Genomic DNA, 16,090 nt, shown 5'->3' with positions numbered 1-16,090 from the left:
AGGACAACCGCCCGATCACCCAGCTGCTATTCACTACTGACTACTGACTACTCCCTATTCCCTTGATTAAGCCGCTTCAGCCGCGAGGCGCTGTGCCTTCTCGACCGCTTCGTCGATGCCGCCGACCATGTAGAAGGCGGCTTCCGGCAGATGGTCATAGTCGCCATTGCAGAGGCCCTTGAAGCCCTTGATGGTGTCGGCGAGGTCGACCAGCTTGCCCGGCGCGCCGGTGAACACCTCGGCGACGAAGAAGGGCTGCGACAGGAAGCGCTCGATCTTGCGGGCGCGGGCCACCGTCTGCTTGTCCTCTTCCGAGAGCTCGTCCATGCCAAGGATGGCGATGATGTCCTGCAGCGACTTATAGCGCTGGAGGATCGACTGCACCTGGCGGGCGACGCCATAGTGCTCCTCGCCGACGACCAGCGGGTCGAGCATGCGCGAGGTCGAATCGAGCGGATCGACGGCCGGATAGATGCCCTTTTCGGCGATCGAACGGTTCAGCGTCGTCGTCGCGTCAAGGTGAGCGAACGAGGTCGCCGGCGCCGGGTCGGTCAAGTCGTCGGCCGGCACGTAGATCGCCTGCACCGAGGTGATCGAGCCCTTGGTGGTGGTGGTGATGCGTTCCTGCAGCGCGCCCATGTCGGTGGCGAGCGTCGGTTGATAGCCCACGGCCGACGGGATACGGCCGAGCAGCGCCGACACTTCCGAGCCAGCCTGCGTGAAGCGGAAGATGTTGTCGACGAAGAACAGCACGTCCTGGCCCTGGTCGCGGAAATATTCGGCGACCGTCAGGCCGGTCAGGCCGACGCGGGCACGCGCGCCCGGCGGCTCGTTCATCTGGCCGTACACCAGCGCCGCCTTCGAGCCTTCGCCGCCGCCCTTCTTGTTGACGCCGGATTCGATGAACTCGTGGTAAAGGTCGTTGCCTTCGCGGGTGCGCTCGCCGACGCCGGCGAACACCGAGTAACCACCATGCGCCTTGGCGATGTTGTTGATCAGTTCCTGGATCAGCACGGTCTTGCCGACGCCGGCGCCGCCGAACAGGCCGATCTTGCCGCCTTTGGCGTAGGGCGCGAGCAGGTCGAGCACCTTGATGCCGGTGATCAGGATCTGCGCTTCCGTCGACTGTTCGATATAGGCCGGAGCCGGCTGATGGATCGAGCGCAATTCGACCGCGTCGACCGGGCCTGCCTCGTCGACCGGCTCGCCGATGACGTTGATGATGCGGCCGAGCATGCCCGGGCCGACCGGCACGGCGATCGGGCCGCCGGTGTCGCGCACTTCCTGGCCACGCACCAGACCTTCGGTGGAGTCCATGGCGATACAGCGCACCGTGTTTTCACCCAGATGCTGGGCAACTTCGAGCACCAGTCGGTTGCCGACATTGTTGGTCTCGAGCGCGTTCAGGATCGGCGGCAGATGCTCGCCGAACTGCACGTCGACGACAGCGCCGATGACCTGGCGGACCTTGCCGACAACCCCGGTGGCCTTGGTGGCCACGGCCTGCGTCTTGGCTGCTGCTGCCCTGGCCGGAGCCGCCTTTGCTGCCGCGGCCGGGGCCTTGGCGGCCTTCGCGGGGGCTGCTGCCTTGGGGGCTGCCGTCTTCGGGGTTGCCTTCTGGGGGGTCGCTGCTTTCGCCATCGTCTTTACCCTTTTCGTCCTTTGTTTCTCACGCGGTCCGGTTCGCGGGCCAATGACCCGCAGACCGCGCCTAGAGCGCCTCGGCGCCCGAAATGATTTCGATCAGTTCCTTGGTGATCTGCGCCTGCCGCTGGCGGTTGTAGGTGATCGACAGCTTGTTGATCATCTCGCCGGCGTTGCGCGTCGCATTGTCCATGGCGCTCATCTTGGCGCCCATTTCGCCCGCCGCGTTTTCGAGCAGCGCGCGGAATACCTGCACCGCGATGTTGCGCGGGATGAGGTCGGACAGGATTTCGCCCGGCTCCGGCTCATACTCGTAGACGGCGCTGGCGCCATCCGCCGACTCGGGCTGAGCCGAAGAGGCGGAAGCTGCCGGAATGATCTGCTGCGCGGTCGGAACCTGGCTGATCACCGACTTGAACTGCGAGTAGAACAGCGTGCAGACGTCGAAGGCGCCCTCGTTGAACAGGTGGATGACCTTGCGGGCGATCGCATCGGCATTGACGAAGCCGAGCGTCTTGACCTCGCGCAGATCGACGCGTTCGATGATCATCGCGGCATAGTCGCGGCGCAGGATGTCGAAACCCTTCTTGCCGACGCAGATGATCTTGACCTGCTTGCCATCGGCCAGAAGCCGGCGGATATGGTCGCGGGCATGACGGGCGATCTGCGAATTGAAGCCGCCGCACAGGCCGCGCTCGGCGGTGCATACGACAAGCAGATGCACGTCGTCCTTGCCGGTTCCAGTCATCAGCGCCGGGGCATCGCCACCGCCACCGACAGCCTGGGTGATGTTGGCCAGGACGGAACCCATGCGCTCCGAATAGGGACGCGCCGCTTCCGCCGCCTCTTGCGCACGGCGCAGCTTCGCCGCGGCGACCATCTGCATCGCCTTGGTGATCTTCTGCGTCGCCTTGACCGAGGCGATACGGTTACGAAGGTCTTTTAATGAAGGCATGCTTCAAACCTGATCCCGTCTTGCACTTCGCTCAGGCGAAGGTCTTGGCGAAGGCGTCGATCTCGGCCTTCAGCTTGGCGCGCAGATCGTCCGACAGCGCCTTTTCCTTGCGGATGGCGTCGAGGACGTCCTTGCCGGCCGAACGCATGTGGCTGAGCAGGCCGTGCTCGAACTTGCCGACCTGGTTGACCGGCAGCTTGTCGAGATAGCCGTTGACGCCGGCGAAGATCACCGCGACCTGCTCTTCGGTCTTCAGCGGCGAGAACTGCGGCTGCTTCAACAGCTCCGTCAGGCGCGAGCCGCGGTTGAGCAGGCGCTGCGTGGCGGCGTCGAGATCCGAGCCGAACTGCGCGAAAGCAGCCATTTCGCGGTATTGCGCGAGCTCGCCCTTGATCGACCCGGCAACCTGCTTCATCGCCTTGATCTGCGCCGAGGAACCGACGCGCGACACCGACAGGCCGACGTTGACGGCCGGACGAATGCCCTGGAAGAACAGGTTGGTTTCGAGGAAGATCTGGCCGTCGGTGATCGAGATCACGTTGGTCGGGATGTAGGCCGACACGTCGTTGGCCTGCGTTTCGATGACCGGCAGCGCGGTCAGCGAGCCGCCGCCCAGATCGTCGTTGAGCTTGGCGGCGCGCTCGAGCAGGCGCGAGTGCAGGTAGAAGACGTCGCCCGGATAGGCTTCGCGGCCCGGCGGACGGCGCAGCAACAGCGACATCTGGCGATAGGCCACCGCCTGCTTCGACAGATCGTCATAGCTGATCAGCGCATGCATGCCGTTGTCGCGGAAATATTCGCCCATGGTGCAGGCCGTGAACGGCGCCAGGAACTGCATCGGCGCCGGATCGGAAGCGGTGGCGGCGACGATGATCGAATATTCGAGCGCGCCGCGCTCTTCCAGCACCTTGACGAACTGCGCGACGGTCGAGCGCTTCTGGCCGACGGCGACGTAGACGCAGTAGAGCTTTTCCTTCTCGGGGCCGTTGTCGTGCACCGACTTCTGGTTGAGCATCGTATCGAGGATGATGGCGGTCTTGCCGGTCTGGCGATCGCCGATGACCAGCTCGCGCTGGCCGCGGCCGACCGGGATCAGCGCGTCGATGGCCTTGAGACCGGTCGACATCGGCTCGTTCACCGACTTGCGCGGGATGATGCCCGGCGCCTTGACGTCGACGCGCTTGCGCTCGGTCGCCTTGATTGGACCCTTGCCGTCGATCGGATTGCCGAGCGCGTCGACGACGCGGCCGAGCAGGCCGGGGCCGACAGGCGCGTCGACGATGGCGCCGGTGCGCTTGACGGTGTCGCCTTCCTTGATGTCGCGGTCGGCGCCGAAGATGACGACGCCGACATTGTCGGCTTCGAGGTTGAGCGCCATGCCGCGGATGCCGCCGGGGAATTCGACCATTTCGCCGGCCTGGACATTGTCGAGGCCGTAGACGCGGGCGATGCCGTCACCGACGGACAGCACCTGTCCGACTTCGGAGACCTCGGCCTCCTTGCCGAAATTCTTGATCTGGTCTTTCAGAATTGCGGAAATTTCCGCGGCGCGGATGTCCATCAGCCGACCTCTTTCAGTGCAAGCTTGAGCGAATTGAGTTTGGTTTTGAGCGACGTATCGATCTGGCGCGAGCCCATCTTGACCACCAGCCCGCCGAGCAGCGACGGGTCGACGGTGACGGAAATGGCCACGTCCTTGCCGGCAACGCTCTTCAGCGCCGCCTTGAGTTCGGTCTGCTGCGCCGCCGTCAGCTCATGAGCCGAAGTGACTTCGGCGGCAGCCTCGCCACGGTGCTCGGCGGCGATCTGGCGGAACGCCTTGATCATGCCGGGCACCGCGAACAGTCGGCGGTTCTTGGCGACGACGCGCAGGAAATTGCCGGTCAGGCCGGTGATGCCGGCCTTGTCGGCGATCGCCGCGATGGCCTTGGCCTGGTCCTCGCTGGAAAACACCGGGCTGTTGATCAGCCGGGTGAGGTCCGCGCTGCCCGCCAGCATCGTCTCGAAACTGTTGAGGTCGGCCTCGACCTTGGTCACGGAATTTGCCTGCGATGCCAGTTCGAACAGCGAACCGGCATAGCGTTCTGCGACACCTGAGATTGGCGATGACGATTGAGCCACGGACCGTCTTTTCTCTTGTCTGACAGGCCGCAGATTGTTGGCGCGAGCAAAAACTCTGGCTAAATCTTTGACCTTACTGCATTTTTCCAAGCACGGAGGCGCGGCTTCCGCTATCCCCGGCCGAAAGTCGATTGCCGTCTAGCACAGGCATTTTAAGACCGCAATGCGTCGTTCCGCATGGTTTTCAGGCACTATTGTCGCATCCGGCGAAAGATCAGCGTCCCGCGCGCCGGAATAGCCTTCGATTCAGGGCACAAAGCCGAAGGCAAAGGCGAGCGGCAAGGCCGCGAGCGCCAATTCCACCACGATCGAAACCCAATTGAAAGGTGTATTGGCGCCATCCGACATCATCGACAGCAGCCGGCCGAAGGCGGTGAACAGCCAGGAGAAGCCGAGCGCCATGTAGACCAGCGGCTGCGCGAGCAGGATGCAGCACAGGCCGACCCCGAGATAGAAGCCCGACATGCGGCCTCGCCCTTCGGCGATCGCCGCCGCCTTCTCGGGTTTCGCCTGCAGGCGCAGGATGCGGAACGCCAGAGCCGGCGCCAGGAAGAACAGAAGGCCGAGCAGGACGGTGAAGACCGCGCTCGACCAGGCCAGCCATTCGCCCTGGCTCGTCGGCCATGGAAGCGCAAAATCCATCGTGTCCCCTCGAAATGCCTGCTTGAAATTGCGGGGCATTCTAGCGGAGGAAAAATGCCGCGCCAGATGGCTCCAGCCACTTTAGGAGACGCGCATCAACCGAGCGCGAATTCCACCGCCGCCTCGGCATGGATGCGCGTCGTGTCGAAAACCGGAATGTCGAAATCGCCCTGGCCGATGAGCATGGTGATCTCGGTGCAGCCCATGATCAGGCTGTCCGCGCCCTCTTCGCCGCGCAAGCGGTTTGCCTCGGCGACATAGGCGGCCTTCGAGGTTTCGGTGACGATGCCCTGGCAGAGTTCCTCGTAGATGACGCGATGGACCATGTCGCGCCCGGCGTCGTCAGGCACCACTGGCGACAGGCCATATTTGTCGGCAAGCCGGCCCTTGTAGAAATCCTGCTCCATGGTGAAGCGTGTCGCCAGCAACGCCGGACGCTGCATGCCGGCTTTTCTGATCGCCATCGCAGTGGCATCGGCGATATGGATCAGCGGGATCGACACAGCCGCCTGCACCTGGTCGGCCAACTTGTGCATTGTATTGGTGCACAAAAGCAGGCCTTGCGCGCCGCCGGCCTCGAGTTTGCGCGCGGCATCGATCAGCAGCGCGCCGGCACCGTCCCAGTCACCATGATGCTGCCGCTCGGCAATCTCAGAAAAATCGAACGACCAGAGCAGCAGCTTTGCCGAATGCAGCCCACCCAGCCGCTCGCGCACGATCTCGTTGAGCAGGCGATAATAGATTGCGGTCGATTCCCAGCTCATGCCGCCGAGCAGGCCAAGGGTTTTCATTGATCTTTCCGTTTCTCTCGCCGAGACAACTGTAGCTGAAATTGAGTCCCTACAAAAAACTCTGCGGGTCGATGTCGACCTGCACCCGGATCGAGCCGCGCTGCTTCGGTCCGTTGGCGAGCATGGCCCGGATAAAACCTTGCATGTCGGCGCGCCGTTCGCCCTGGATCAGCAGGCGGAAGCGGTGGCGTCCGCCGAGCAGGGACAGCGGTGCTTCCGCCGGCCCGAGCACGAACAGGTCCGACGCTTCCGGTGCCGCGCGGCGCAGGCCGCGTGCATGGCCCTCCGCCTCCGCCCGCGTCACCGCGCTGACGATGACGCCTGCCAGTCGGCCGAAGGGCGGCAAGGCGGCGCGCTCGCGCTCCGAAATCTCACGCTGGTAGAAAGACTCGGCATCGCCTGAGACGATCGCCCGCATCACCGGATGGTCGGGCTGGAAGGTCTGCAGCAGGCCAAGGCTCTTCTTGCCGGTGCGGCCGGCACGGCCGGTCACCTGGCTGAGCAGCTGGAAGGTACGCTCGGCGGCGCGCGGATCGCCATTGGCGAGGCCGAGGTCGGCGTCGACGACGCCGACCAGCGTCATGTTCGGGAAATTGTGACCCTTGGCGACCAGTTGCGTGCCGATGACGATATCGGCCTCGCCATTGGCGATTGCCTCCAGCTCCAGCCGCAACCGCCGTACGCCCCCCATGATGTCCGACGACAGCACGATGGTGCGCGCGTCCGGGAAATGCGTGACGACCTCCTCGGCAATGCGCTCGACCCCCGGCCCGCAAGCAACCAGATGATCGAGCGTGCCGCATTCCGGGCAGGCTTCGGGACGGCGCTCATTGTGACCGCAGTGATGACACACCAACTGGCCGCGAAAGCGGTGTTCGACCAGCCAGGCCGAGCACACCGGGCAGCCGAAACGGTGGCCGCAGACCCGGCACAGCGTCAGCGGCGCATAACCGCGCCGGTTGAGGAACAGCAGCGACTGCTCCTTCTTCTCCAGCGTCCGGCGCATATGGTCGATCAGCACCGGCGACAGGAACCCGCCACGGGCGGGCGGCGCGCGGCGCATGTCGATCGACTTGAGATCGGGAAGTGCCGCCTCGGCGAAGCGTGCGGAAAGCACAGCCCTTGCATAGCGGCCCTGGCTGGCATTGACCCGGCTCTCGACCGACGGCGTCGCCGATGCAAGGACCACGGGGAAGCCGCCTATATGCCCGCGCACGACAGCCATGTCGCGCGCATTGTAGAAGACGCGGTCTTCCTGCTTGTAGGCGGGGTCGTGCTCCTCGTCGACGACGATCAGGCCAAGTTCCTTGAACGGCAGGAACAGCGCCGAGCGCGCGCCGGCAACGACACGCACGCCGCCCTCCGCCACTTGCCTCCAGACTTTTTCACGCATTCGCGGCGGCAGGTCCGAATGCCATTCGCCCGGCTTGGCGCCGAAACGTTGCTGGAAGCGTTCCAGAAAGGCATGCGTCAAGGCGATTTCCGGCAGCAGGATGAGCACCTGCTTGCCCTGCTCGAGCGCGGCCGCCACAGCCTCGAAATAAACCTCCGTCTTGCCCGAACCGGTGACGCCGTCGAGCAACGCGACGTTGAACTCGCCGGCCGCCACATTGGCGCGCAGCATCGACGCGGCCTCGTTCTGGTCCGGCATCAGTTCGGGAACGGCATAGCTTGGGTCAGGCGCGGCCACCACCGGGCGCGGCGGGATCATCACCGTCTCGAACACGCCTTGCGCCTTCAGCCCCTCGATCACAGTCGACGACACGCCCGCGGCATGGGCAAGCCCGGAGCGCGTCCAGGCAAGGCCGCCTTCGGCCGTTTCCAGAACGCGCGCCCTCGCATCGGTCATCCGGTCAGGCACAAGGAGGGTGCGCTGCAGCCCTTCGATCCAGGGTTCGGGATCAAAGGCCTCCGGCGCCCTGAGCAGCATGCGCGCCACCATGCCCGGCGCCGACAGCGTGTACTGCGCCACCCAGTCGACGAAGCGGCGCATGGCGCGGTCGATCGGCGGACAGTCGAAAACCTGCTCGATCGGGCGTAATTTCCTGGCATCGACCTGCTCGACCGCGCCGTCCCAGACAATGCCGGCGACCTGGCGCGGCCCGAGCGGCACGCGCACGATCGAACCCGGCACCACGCGCATGCCGACCGGCACGGCATAGGTGTAGGGGCGTTCGGCCGGCATCGGCACCAGCACCGGCGCGGCCGCGACAAAGGGCGAATCTTCGATCATGAGGCGTGACCTTGCCCTGACTTTGGTCTAGATCAAAGAGCAACGCTGAACGTGCCTTCCCAAGCACGACGAAAATCGTCAGGAGACCCGCCATGAAATTTTTTGCCGACACCGCCGATATCAAAGAGATCAAGGAACTGAACGATCTGGGACTGCTCGATGGCGTCACCACCAATCCCTCGCTGATCCTGAAATCGGGCGGCAAGATCATCGAGGTCACCAAGCAGATCTGCGACATCGTCGAAGGCCCTGTCTCGGCCGAGGTCGTGGCGACCGAGTTCAAGGACATGATGGCCGAAGCCAAGGTGCTGGCCAAGATCGCGCCCAATATTGCCATCAAGGTGCCGCTGACACTGGACGGCCTGAAGGCCTGCAAGACCATCCGCACCGAGATGAACCGCATGGTCAACGTCACGCTGTGCTTCTCGGCCAACCAGGCGCTGCTCGCGGCCAAGGCCGGCGCGTCCTTCATCTCGCCCTTCGTCGGCCGCATCGACGATACCGGCTCGGACGGCATGGAGGTGATCCAGGAGATCCGTCAGATCTACGACAATTACGACTTCCAGACCGAGATCCTGACCGCTTCCGTGCGCACGGTGAACCACGTCAAGCAGGCGGCTCTCATCGGCGCCGACGTCATCACCGCGCCGCCGGCGACGCTGAAGGCGCTGGTCAATCATCCGCTGACAGACAAGGGCCTTGCCGCTTTCCTCGCCGACTGGGCCAAGACCGGCCAGAAGATCAGCTGAGCGATCCGCTACCGGATATGAAAAAAGGCCGGGCAACCGGCCTTTTTTCATGCGCTGTGGATCAAGAGAAGCCTGCCCGGTCAGTCCGTGCCGTCGTCGGGGAGCGCGGTCGGCGACGGGCGCTTGCCCGCCATGATCTCGCGCTTGCCGACATGGTTGGGCGCGCCGACCAGGCCTTCCTTCTCCATGCGTTCGACCAATGAAGCCGCGCGGTTGTAGCCGATGCCGAGGCGGCGCTGGATGTAGGACGTCGAACATTTCTTGTCGCGCAACACCACCTTGACCGCCTCGTCATAGCTGGAATCGCCATCCTCGGCGGCAACGGCTCCCTTGTCGAAGACCGCTCCCTGGTCGTCTTCCTCTTCCTCATCATCCTCGTCGGCCGTCACGGTCTCCAGATATTCGGGCCGGCCCTGCGCCTTCAGATGCGCCACGACATGCTCGACCTCCGCGTCGGAAACAAAGGGGCCGTGCACGCGGGCGATGCGCCCGCCGCCCATCATGTGCAGCATGTCGCCCTGACCGAGCAGTTGCTCGGCGCCCTGTTCGCCCAGGATGGTGCGGCTGTCGATCTTCGACGTCACCTGGAAGGAGATGCGGGTCGGGAAATTGGCCTTGATCGTGCCGGTGATGACGTCGACCGAAGGCCGCTGCGTCGCCATGATCAGGTGAATGCCGGCGGCGCGCGCCATCTGCGCCAGGCGCTGGATGGCGCCTTCGATCTCCTTGCCGGCGACCATCATCAGGTCGGCCATCTCGTCGACGATGACGACGATGTAGGGCATCGGCGTCAGGTCGATCTCCTGCTGTTCGAACAGCGGCTCGCCGGTGCCCTTCTCGAAGCCGGCCTGCACGGTCATGACGACCGTCTCGCCCTTGTCCCGGGCTTGGGCGGCGCGCTCATTGTAGCCGTCGATGTTGCGCACGCCGAGCCGCGCCATCTTGCGATAGCGATCTTCCATCTCGCGCACCGCCCATTTGAGCGCGGTTACGGCCTTCTTGGGATCCGTGACGACGGGGGTGAGAAGGTGCGGGATGCCGTCATAGACGGACAGTTCGAGCATCTTTGGATCGACCATGATCAGCCGGCATTCTTCCGGCTTCAGCCGGTAGAGCAGCGACAGGATCATGGTGTTGATGGCGACCGACTTGCCCGAGCCGGTGGTGCCGGCGACGAGCAGATGCGGCATTTTCGCCAGCTCGGCGATGACGGGTTCGCCGCCGATCGTCTTGCCAAGGCAAAGCGCCAGCTTGCAGCTGGTCTTGCGGAAGCCCTGCGATTCGATCAGTTCGCGGAAATAGACGGTTTCGCGGGTCTCGTTCGGCAGCTCTATGCCGATGACGTTGCGGCCGGGCACCACGGCGACGCGCGCCGAGACCGCCGACATGGAGCGGGCGATGTCGTCGGCGAGACCAATGACGCGGGAGGATTTGACGCCCGGCGCCGGCTCGAACTCGTAGAGGGTGACGACCGGGCCGGGGCGTACGTGGATGATCTCGCCGCGCACGCCGAAATCCTCCAGCACGCTTTCCAGGAGATCGGCATTCTGCTCGAGCCGCTCCTGCGACATGTAGAAGCCCTGCCCTTCCGGCGGCTGCTGCAGCAGCTCCTCCGAGGGAAGTTCGTAGCTTTCGCCCGTCACCGGCCGCGCAACCTTGCCAGCCATGGGCAGCGACGGTGCGCGCATGGCGGGAACGGCTTCCTCCGCGCGCTGCACAAGTGGCGCCGGGAGGGCGCTGCTTGCAGCAGGCGCCATCGCGGCCGTCGTCCGAGCCTGCCGGGCAGCCCTGCCCGCCGGAACGGGCTGCACGGCCACGGCCTCGTTGGAGTTGGCCGGAAACACGTCCGGCGTGGCGGACGGGGCCTGGCCTGGAAGGCATTCGATGACACGGAACAAGGCGGTGACATCGGCCGCGGAGATATCGGCCCGCACGGTGGCAACCGGCGGAGGCGCGACCGGTGCACGCGAAACTGGGTTGACTGAGCGGGCCGGCGACGTCACGTCAACCAGAAGCGGCGCCAAGCCCTCGAAGAAGGCATGATCGGAAAGATAGGGCCGCCGGACTTTTTCAGCAGGGGGAGTTTTGACTGGTGCGCCATTCCCGCCGACGGGCGCCGGGCGCGTGGCCGCTCGAGCGGGCACCTTCGGAGCCGCGGGCGGAACACCTTGCGACGTCTCGCCGCCGCGTGCTGGCTGAGCGGGCGCGGCCGGCGACGGTCCGCGATGCATGACGCCGCCGGGCCCCACTTGCTGCGTCGGCAGCGCCTGCGGGCCACCCTGCCCGGCAACCTCGTCCTGCGGCGGGCGGTGCTTGGGCTCATAGTCCGGGGTGCGTGTAAAACGCACATTGGGCGCAAGGAAAAAATACTCTTGCCAGGCAGGGCTTTCGGTATCGCCGCCCTGCGGGAAGGCGTTGCCCGCCGCGGGCTTGCCATTCGGCCCCGCGGAGGACTGCCTGTCGCTGCGGGGATCGGCAACCCGCCCGGATTGGCCGGCATAAGAATCACCGGGCTGGCGGATATCCACCTTGCCGCGCGGGCCGCCGGCGCGCTCCCCTTCGGGGTCATCGGGCGAAGCTGTGTGCAACGAATTGACCCGAGAAAAACGCCTGGCTTCCATGCTCAAGACTCACTGTGGAACGTCTGCTGAGCAATAGGGAGCGAGTGGTTAACAGTTGCTTCCGTCAGTGCCGTTGGAGCGACCGAAAAATATCTTTCGCGGCGATGGCCGAACGATACGGATTCGAGCGCTGGATCGTATTCGACGATTATCCACGCGCGCCGGGCGAGCATGAGCAAGCGCTGGCCCTTGGCCATCGGAAACGGCCCAGGCACCAGGATCGAGAGGACGTCTTTCGTGAACGAAGAGTGGCGCTAGCTGGCCGTCTTGCCGTGCCGGGCCAGATCCTGGGCGATGGACAGTTGCAGGGCTTCGGCCAGTTCGCGCGCGGCACGGTTCTCGGCGTCGATCTGCGCCCGGTAGGAAGCAAATTCCTGACGCGGCTTGTCGAAGGACGAGGTGATCGCCCGCTTGCCGACCGCGATCACCGCGCCGGTTTTCGCGTCGGTCAGCGTGTAGCCGGCGGTCAGCGTCACCGAACCGGCGGTCGGCTCGTCCTGGTCGGTTCCAACCTGGACGAGCGCCGAGGATTCAACGGCTTCGGTCACGCCGAGATCGAGCGAATAAAGCGGCGAGGCCGGCTCGCCGGCGCCGCGCCCGAACCCGAAGATCAGGTTGTTGCGCACCTGCTGGGCATAACGCGTCCGGACCGGCTTGACGGCGATCGACGCCATCTCGGCATTGGCGGTCGAACCCGTCGACAGCGGCGCGCTCGAATAGAGCGGCCGCACCTGGCAGGCCGAGACGAGCGCAAGCGAGCCGACGAGGCCGGCAAGCGCGATGCGGCGCAGCAAACGGCTCAACTCTGTCTTTTCCCGATCAGGCAACGACATTGACGATCCTCTGCGGCACGATGATCACCTTGCGCGGAGCCTTGCCTTCTAGTGCTTTCTGCACGAAGTCGAGAGCCAAGACCGCTTTTTCGACCGCACCTTGGTCCGCGTCGCGGGCAATTGTCAAATCCCCCCGCTTCTTGCCGTTGACCTGCACCGGATAGGTGACTTCGTTGTCGACGACCAGCGCCGGATCGAAGACCGGCCACGGCCGTTCGGCAACCAGATCGGTGCCGCCCAACTCCTCCCAGCACTCTTCGGCAAGGTGCGGCATGACAGGCGCGATCAGGTGCACCATGATCTCCACGGCCTCGCGGCAGGCGCTTTTCAGCGCCGTATCGGCCTTGCCTTCCGCCACCTCGTTGAGCGGGGCGGTCAGCGCGTTGGCCAGTTCATAGATGCGGGCGATGGCACGGTTGAAGGCGAGCTTCTCGATGTCTTCGCCGACCGCCTTCAGGATTTTGTGCGCGGCCTTGGAAACGGCCCCCGCCTCGCCATCATTGGCCGCCTTGGGCGTGACGCCTGCCAGCGTCTCGGCCGCCGTCGACACCAGCCGCCAGATGCGCTGCATGAAGCGATGCGCGCCGGCGGCACCGTCGTCGGTCCACTCGACATCGCGTTCGGGCGGCGAATCCGACAGCATGAACCAGCGCGCCGTGTCGGCGCCGTAGCCGTCGGTGATGTCTTCCGGGCTCACAGTGTTCTTCTTCGACTTCGACATCTTCTCGAGCGGGCCGATGGTGACCGCCTCGCCGGTGGCGATGTCGATGGCGCGGCGCTTGCCGTCGACATCCTCCAGCCGCACTTCGGTCGGCGCCAGCCAGCGGCCATTCGATGCCGTGCCGACGCGGTAGGTTTCGTGCACCACCATGCCTTGCGTGAACAGGCCCTTGAACGGTTCGGCCAGGTCGACATGGCCGGTCTCGCGCATGGCGCGGGTGAAGAAGCGCGAATAGAGCAGATGCAGGATCGCATGCTCGATGCCGCCAATATACTGGTCGACCGCCAGCCATTCGTTCGCCGCCTTGGGATCGGTCGGATCATGCGCCCAGGGTGCCGTGAAACGGGCGAAATACCAGGACGAATCGACGAACGTGTCCATCGTGTCGGTTTCGCGCCGGGCGTCCTTGCCGCATTGCGGGCACTTCACATGCCGCCACGTCGGATGCCGGTCGAGCGGATTGCCCGGCCGGTCGAAATCGACATCGTCCGGCAGCTTGACCGGCAGGTCGGCCTTCGGCACCGGCACCACGCCGCAATCCTCGCAATGGATCATCGGGATCGGGCAGCCCCAGTAGCGCTGGCGCGAAATGCCCCAGTCGCGCAGGCGGAAGTTCACCTTGCGCTCGGCCATCGGCCGGTTGCCGATCGTCTTCTGTTCCAGGAGGTTCGCGACCTCGTCGAAAGCCCGGTCCGGCTTCATGCCGTCGAGGAAGCGCGAATTGATCATCGCGCCGTCGTCGACATAGGCCTCGTCGACGACCTGGAAAGCCGACGGGTTCTCGCCGTCCGGCATCACCACCGGCACCACCGGCAAGCCGTATTTGTTGGCGAAGTCGAGGTCGCGCTGGTCATGCGCAGGGCAGCCGAAGATAGCTCCGGTGCCGTATTCCATCAGCACGAAATTGGCGACATAGACCGGCAGCGTCCAGGTATCGTCGAAGGGATGGACGACGCGGATGCCGGTGTCGAAACCCTTCTTCTCGGCCGTCTCCAGCGCCGCCACCGACGTGCCCATATGGCGCACTTCGTCGATGAACTTCGCCAGCGCCGGATCGGTCTCCGCGGCCTTCTTGGCCAGCGGATGATCGGCGGCAATCGCCATGAAGGAAGCGCCGAAAATAGTGTCGGGCCGCGTCGTATAGACTTCCAGCTCATGCTCGCCGGCAATTTCCGAGGCCAGCGGCCAGCGGATCAGCAAGCCTTCCGAACGGCCGATCCAGTTCTGCTGCATCAGCTTCACTTTTTCGGGCCATTCATCGAGGCCGTCCAGTGACTCCAGCAGGTCCTGCGCGAAATCGGTGATCTTGAAGAACCATTGCGTCAGTTCGCGCTGTTCGACCAGCGCGCCGGAGCGCCAGCCGCGCCCGTCGATGACCTGCTCGTTGGCGAGCACCGTCATGTCCTCTGGGTCCCAGTTGACCTTGGAGGATTTGCGCGTCACCAGCCCCTTCGCGACGAAATCGAGGAACAGCATCTGCTGGCGGTGATAGTAATCGACGTCGCAGGTGGCGAATTCGCGCGCCCAATCCAGCGACAGGCCCATCACCTTGAGCTGCTCGCGCATGGTGGCGATGTTCTGATAGGTCCATTCCTTGGGATGGACCTTGTTCTGCATCGCCGCGTTCTCGGCCGGCATGCCGAAGGCGTCCCAGCCCATCGGATGCAGCACGTTGAAGCCCTTGGCCCGCTTGTAGCGCGCCACCACGTCGCCCATCGTATAATTGCGGGTATGGCCGATATGGATGCGCCCCGAAGGGTAGGGGAACATCTCCAGCACGTAGTATTTCGGGCGCGGATCGTCATTGTGCGCTTCGAAAAGCTTCTTTTCGGCCCAGGCCTTCTGCCATTTGGGCTCTGACGCGCGCGGATTGTATCGTTCGGTTGCCATGGGATGTTTTTCACTTAAAAGCATGCGGACTGCGGGCAAGAGCCCGGCAGTTCACGAAATGTGGTCCGGGTGTTCACCATGGTTTGGCAAACCCGTCAACCATATGGGCATCGCGGCTGACAAAAACGCGGGTCAAAAACAGCGGGATTTGCATATGGGCGACACCGTTCAGCAGTTTTTCGCGGTCAGGGCGAAGATCGCCGCCGCCGAGCAGGAAGCCGGCCGTGAAGCCGGCGCGGTGACGCTGGTGGCGGTCTCCAAGACCTTCGACGCCGTCGATATCCAGCCGGTGATCGAGGCCGGCCAGCGCGTCTTCGGCGAGAACCGCGTCCAGGAAGCACAGGGCAAATGGCCAGCGCTGAAGGAAGCTTCCCCCGATATCGAACTGCACCTGATCGGCCCGCTGCAGTCGAACAAGGCCAAGGAGGCGGTGGCGCTTTTCGACGTCATCGAGACCATCGACCGCGACAAGATCGCCGCCGAGCTCGCCAAGGAAATTGCCCGGCAAGGCCGTGCGCCAAAGCTCTATGTTCAGGTGAATACCGGTTCGGAACCGCAGAAAGCCGGCATCGAACCGCGCGAGGCGGTCGCCTTCGTCAAGCGTTGCCGGGAAGTCCACGGCCTCGCCATCGAGGGCCTGATGTGTATTCCGCCGGCCGACGAAAACCCTGGCCCGCATTTCGCACTGTTGGAGAAGCTCGGCAAGGAAGCGGGCATCGCCAAACTGTCGATGGGCATGTCCGGCGACTACGAGACCGCGATCGCCTTCGGCGCCACCAGCGTCAGGGTCGGTTCGGCGATTTTTGGAAGCAGGTAGTCCGGCCTGAACCGCCGGCTTGCTGCGTCATGAGTCGGATGCGATATCTAGCCAAGCTAGCTAGGACGCATTC

The 16,090-nt window shown here is 64.5% G+C and carries 12 protein-coding genes; 2 read left to right on the top strand and 10 right to left on the bottom strand.

The features are described 5' to 3' along the window. Nucleotides 1-66: 66 nt before the first annotated feature. The 7 genes from atpD to FJW08_RS11505 form a co-directional block, all read right to left on the bottom strand. A complete protein-coding gene (atpD, locus tag FJW08_RS11535; RefSeq protein ID WP_181182901.1) occupies nucleotides 67-1,641 on the bottom strand; it encodes a F0F1 ATP synthase subunit beta in 1,575 nt (524 codons plus the stop codon). A 70-nt stretch (nucleotides 1,642-1,711) separates the two neighbouring features. After that, a complete protein-coding gene (locus FJW08_RS11530) occupies nucleotides 1,712-2,599 on the bottom strand; it encodes a F0F1 ATP synthase subunit gamma (protein ID WP_140754922.1) in 888 nt (295 codons plus the stop codon). Between the two features lie 31 nt (nucleotides 2,600-2,630). Then, nucleotides 2,631-4,160, bottom strand: coding sequence for a F0F1 ATP synthase subunit alpha (atpA, locus tag FJW08_RS11525; RefSeq protein WP_140810653.1), 1,530 nt, complete (start codon nucleotides 4,158-4,160; stop codon nucleotides 2,631-2,633). Then, a complete protein-coding gene (locus FJW08_RS11520) occupies nucleotides 4,160-4,720 on the bottom strand; it encodes a F0F1 ATP synthase subunit delta (protein WP_140810651.1) in 561 nt (186 codons plus the stop codon). Before FJW08_RS11520 ends, atpA begins: the two co-directional genes overlap by 1 nt. Before the next feature lie 246 nt (nucleotides 4,721-4,966). Next, a complete protein-coding gene (locus tag FJW08_RS11515) occupies nucleotides 4,967-5,362 on the bottom strand; it encodes a DUF4345 family protein (RefSeq protein ID WP_137933072.1) in 396 nt (131 codons plus the stop codon). A gap of 95 nt (nucleotides 5,363-5,457) precedes the next feature. Continuing rightward, the gene (locus FJW08_RS11510) at nucleotides 5,458-6,153 is read right to left on the bottom strand and encodes an aspartate/glutamate racemase family protein (RefSeq protein ID WP_140810650.1); all 696 of its coding nucleotides are present in this window, start codon (nucleotides 6,151-6,153) and stop codon (nucleotides 5,458-5,460) included. A gap of 49 nt (nucleotides 6,154-6,202) precedes the next feature. Continuing rightward, nucleotides 6,203-8,386, bottom strand: coding sequence for a primosomal protein N' (locus FJW08_RS11505; RefSeq protein ID WP_140810649.1), 2,184 nt, complete (start codon nucleotides 8,384-8,386; stop codon nucleotides 6,203-6,205). A 92-nt stretch (nucleotides 8,387-8,478) separates the two neighbouring features. Here FJW08_RS11505 and fsa point away from each other — a divergent pair, with 92 nt between their 5' ends. Beyond that, the gene (fsa, locus tag FJW08_RS11500) at nucleotides 8,479-9,135 is read left to right on the top strand and encodes a fructose-6-phosphate aldolase (protein WP_140754930.1); all 657 of its coding nucleotides are present in this window, start codon (nucleotides 8,479-8,481) and stop codon (nucleotides 9,133-9,135) included. Nucleotides 9,136-9,215: 80 nt separating this feature from the next. Here the strand turns inward: fsa and FJW08_RS11495 are convergent, their stop codons facing one another. The 3 genes from FJW08_RS11495 to leuS form a co-directional block, all read right to left on the bottom strand. Further along, nucleotides 9,216-11,756, bottom strand: coding sequence for a DNA translocase FtsK (locus FJW08_RS11495; protein WP_140810648.1), 2,541 nt, complete (start codon nucleotides 11,754-11,756; stop codon nucleotides 9,216-9,218). A 254-nt stretch (nucleotides 11,757-12,010) separates the two neighbouring features. Then, nucleotides 12,011-12,589, bottom strand: a complete 579-nt coding sequence (lptE, locus tag FJW08_RS11490; RefSeq protein ID WP_140810647.1) for an LPS assembly lipoprotein LptE — start codon at nucleotides 12,587-12,589, stop codon at nucleotides 12,011-12,013. After that, on the bottom strand, nucleotides 12,576-15,200 hold the full coding sequence (gene leuS / locus FJW08_RS11485) for a leucine--tRNA ligase (protein WP_140810646.1): 2,625 nt from the start codon (nucleotides 15,198-15,200) through the stop codon (nucleotides 12,576-12,578). Before leuS ends, lptE begins: the two co-directional genes overlap by 14 nt. Nucleotides 15,201-15,354: 154 nt before the next feature. Here leuS and FJW08_RS11480 point away from each other — a divergent pair, with 154 nt between their 5' ends. Continuing rightward, nucleotides 15,355-16,017 (top strand): YggS family pyridoxal phosphate-dependent enzyme, encoded by a 663-nt coding sequence (locus tag FJW08_RS11480; RefSeq protein ID WP_140810645.1) that lies wholly within the window; start codon nucleotides 15,355-15,357, stop codon nucleotides 16,015-16,017. Nucleotides 16,018-16,090 lie beyond the last annotated feature (73 nt).

Source organism: Mesorhizobium sp. B3-2-1 (assembly GCF_006439515.1).
Lineage (GTDB): Bacteria > Pseudomonadota > Alphaproteobacteria > Rhizobiales > Rhizobiaceae > Mesorhizobium.
This window is presented reverse-complemented; position numbering and strand designations above follow the sequence as displayed.

Bases quoted from the DNA above. Each gene is read 5' to 3' on its own strand.
- FJW08_RS11530 (WP_140754922.1), bottom strand. From the start codon at position 2,599: ATGCCTTCATTAAAAGACCTTCGTAACCGTATCGCCTCGGTCAAGGCG.
- FJW08_RS11510 (WP_140810650.1), bottom strand. From the start codon at position 6,153: ATGAAAACCCTTGGCCTGCTCGGCGGCATGAGCTGGGAATCGACCGCA.
- fsa (WP_140754930.1), top strand. From the start codon at position 8,479: ATGAAATTTTTTGCCGACACCGCCGATATCAAAGAGATCAAGGAACTG.
- FJW08_RS11495 (WP_140810648.1), bottom strand. From the start codon at position 11,756: ATGGAAGCCAGGCGTTTTTCTCGGGTCAATTCGTTGCACACAGCTTCG.
- FJW08_RS11515 (WP_137933072.1), bottom strand. From the start codon at position 5,362: ATGGATTTTGCGCTTCCATGGCCGACGAGCCAGGGCGAATGGCTGGCC.
- FJW08_RS11505 (WP_140810649.1), bottom strand. From the start codon at position 8,386: ATGATCGAAGATTCGCCCTTTGTCGCGGCCGCGCCGGTGCTGGTGCCG.
- lptE (WP_140810647.1), bottom strand. From the start codon at position 12,589: ATGTCGTTGCCTGATCGGGAAAAGACAGAGTTGAGCCGTTTGCTGCGC.
- leuS (WP_140810646.1), bottom strand. From the start codon at position 15,200: ATGGCAACCGAACGATACAATCCGCGCGCGTCAGAGCCCAAATGGCAG.
- FJW08_RS11480 (WP_140810645.1), top strand. From the start codon at position 15,355: ATGGGCGACACCGTTCAGCAGTTTTTCGCGGTCAGGGCGAAGATCGCC.
- atpD (WP_181182901.1), bottom strand. From the start codon at position 1,641: ATGGCGAAAGCAGCGACCCCCCAGAAGGCAACCCCGAAGACGGCAGCC.
- atpA (WP_140810653.1), bottom strand. From the start codon at position 4,160: ATGGACATCCGCGCCGCGGAAATTTCCGCAATTCTGAAAGACCAGATC.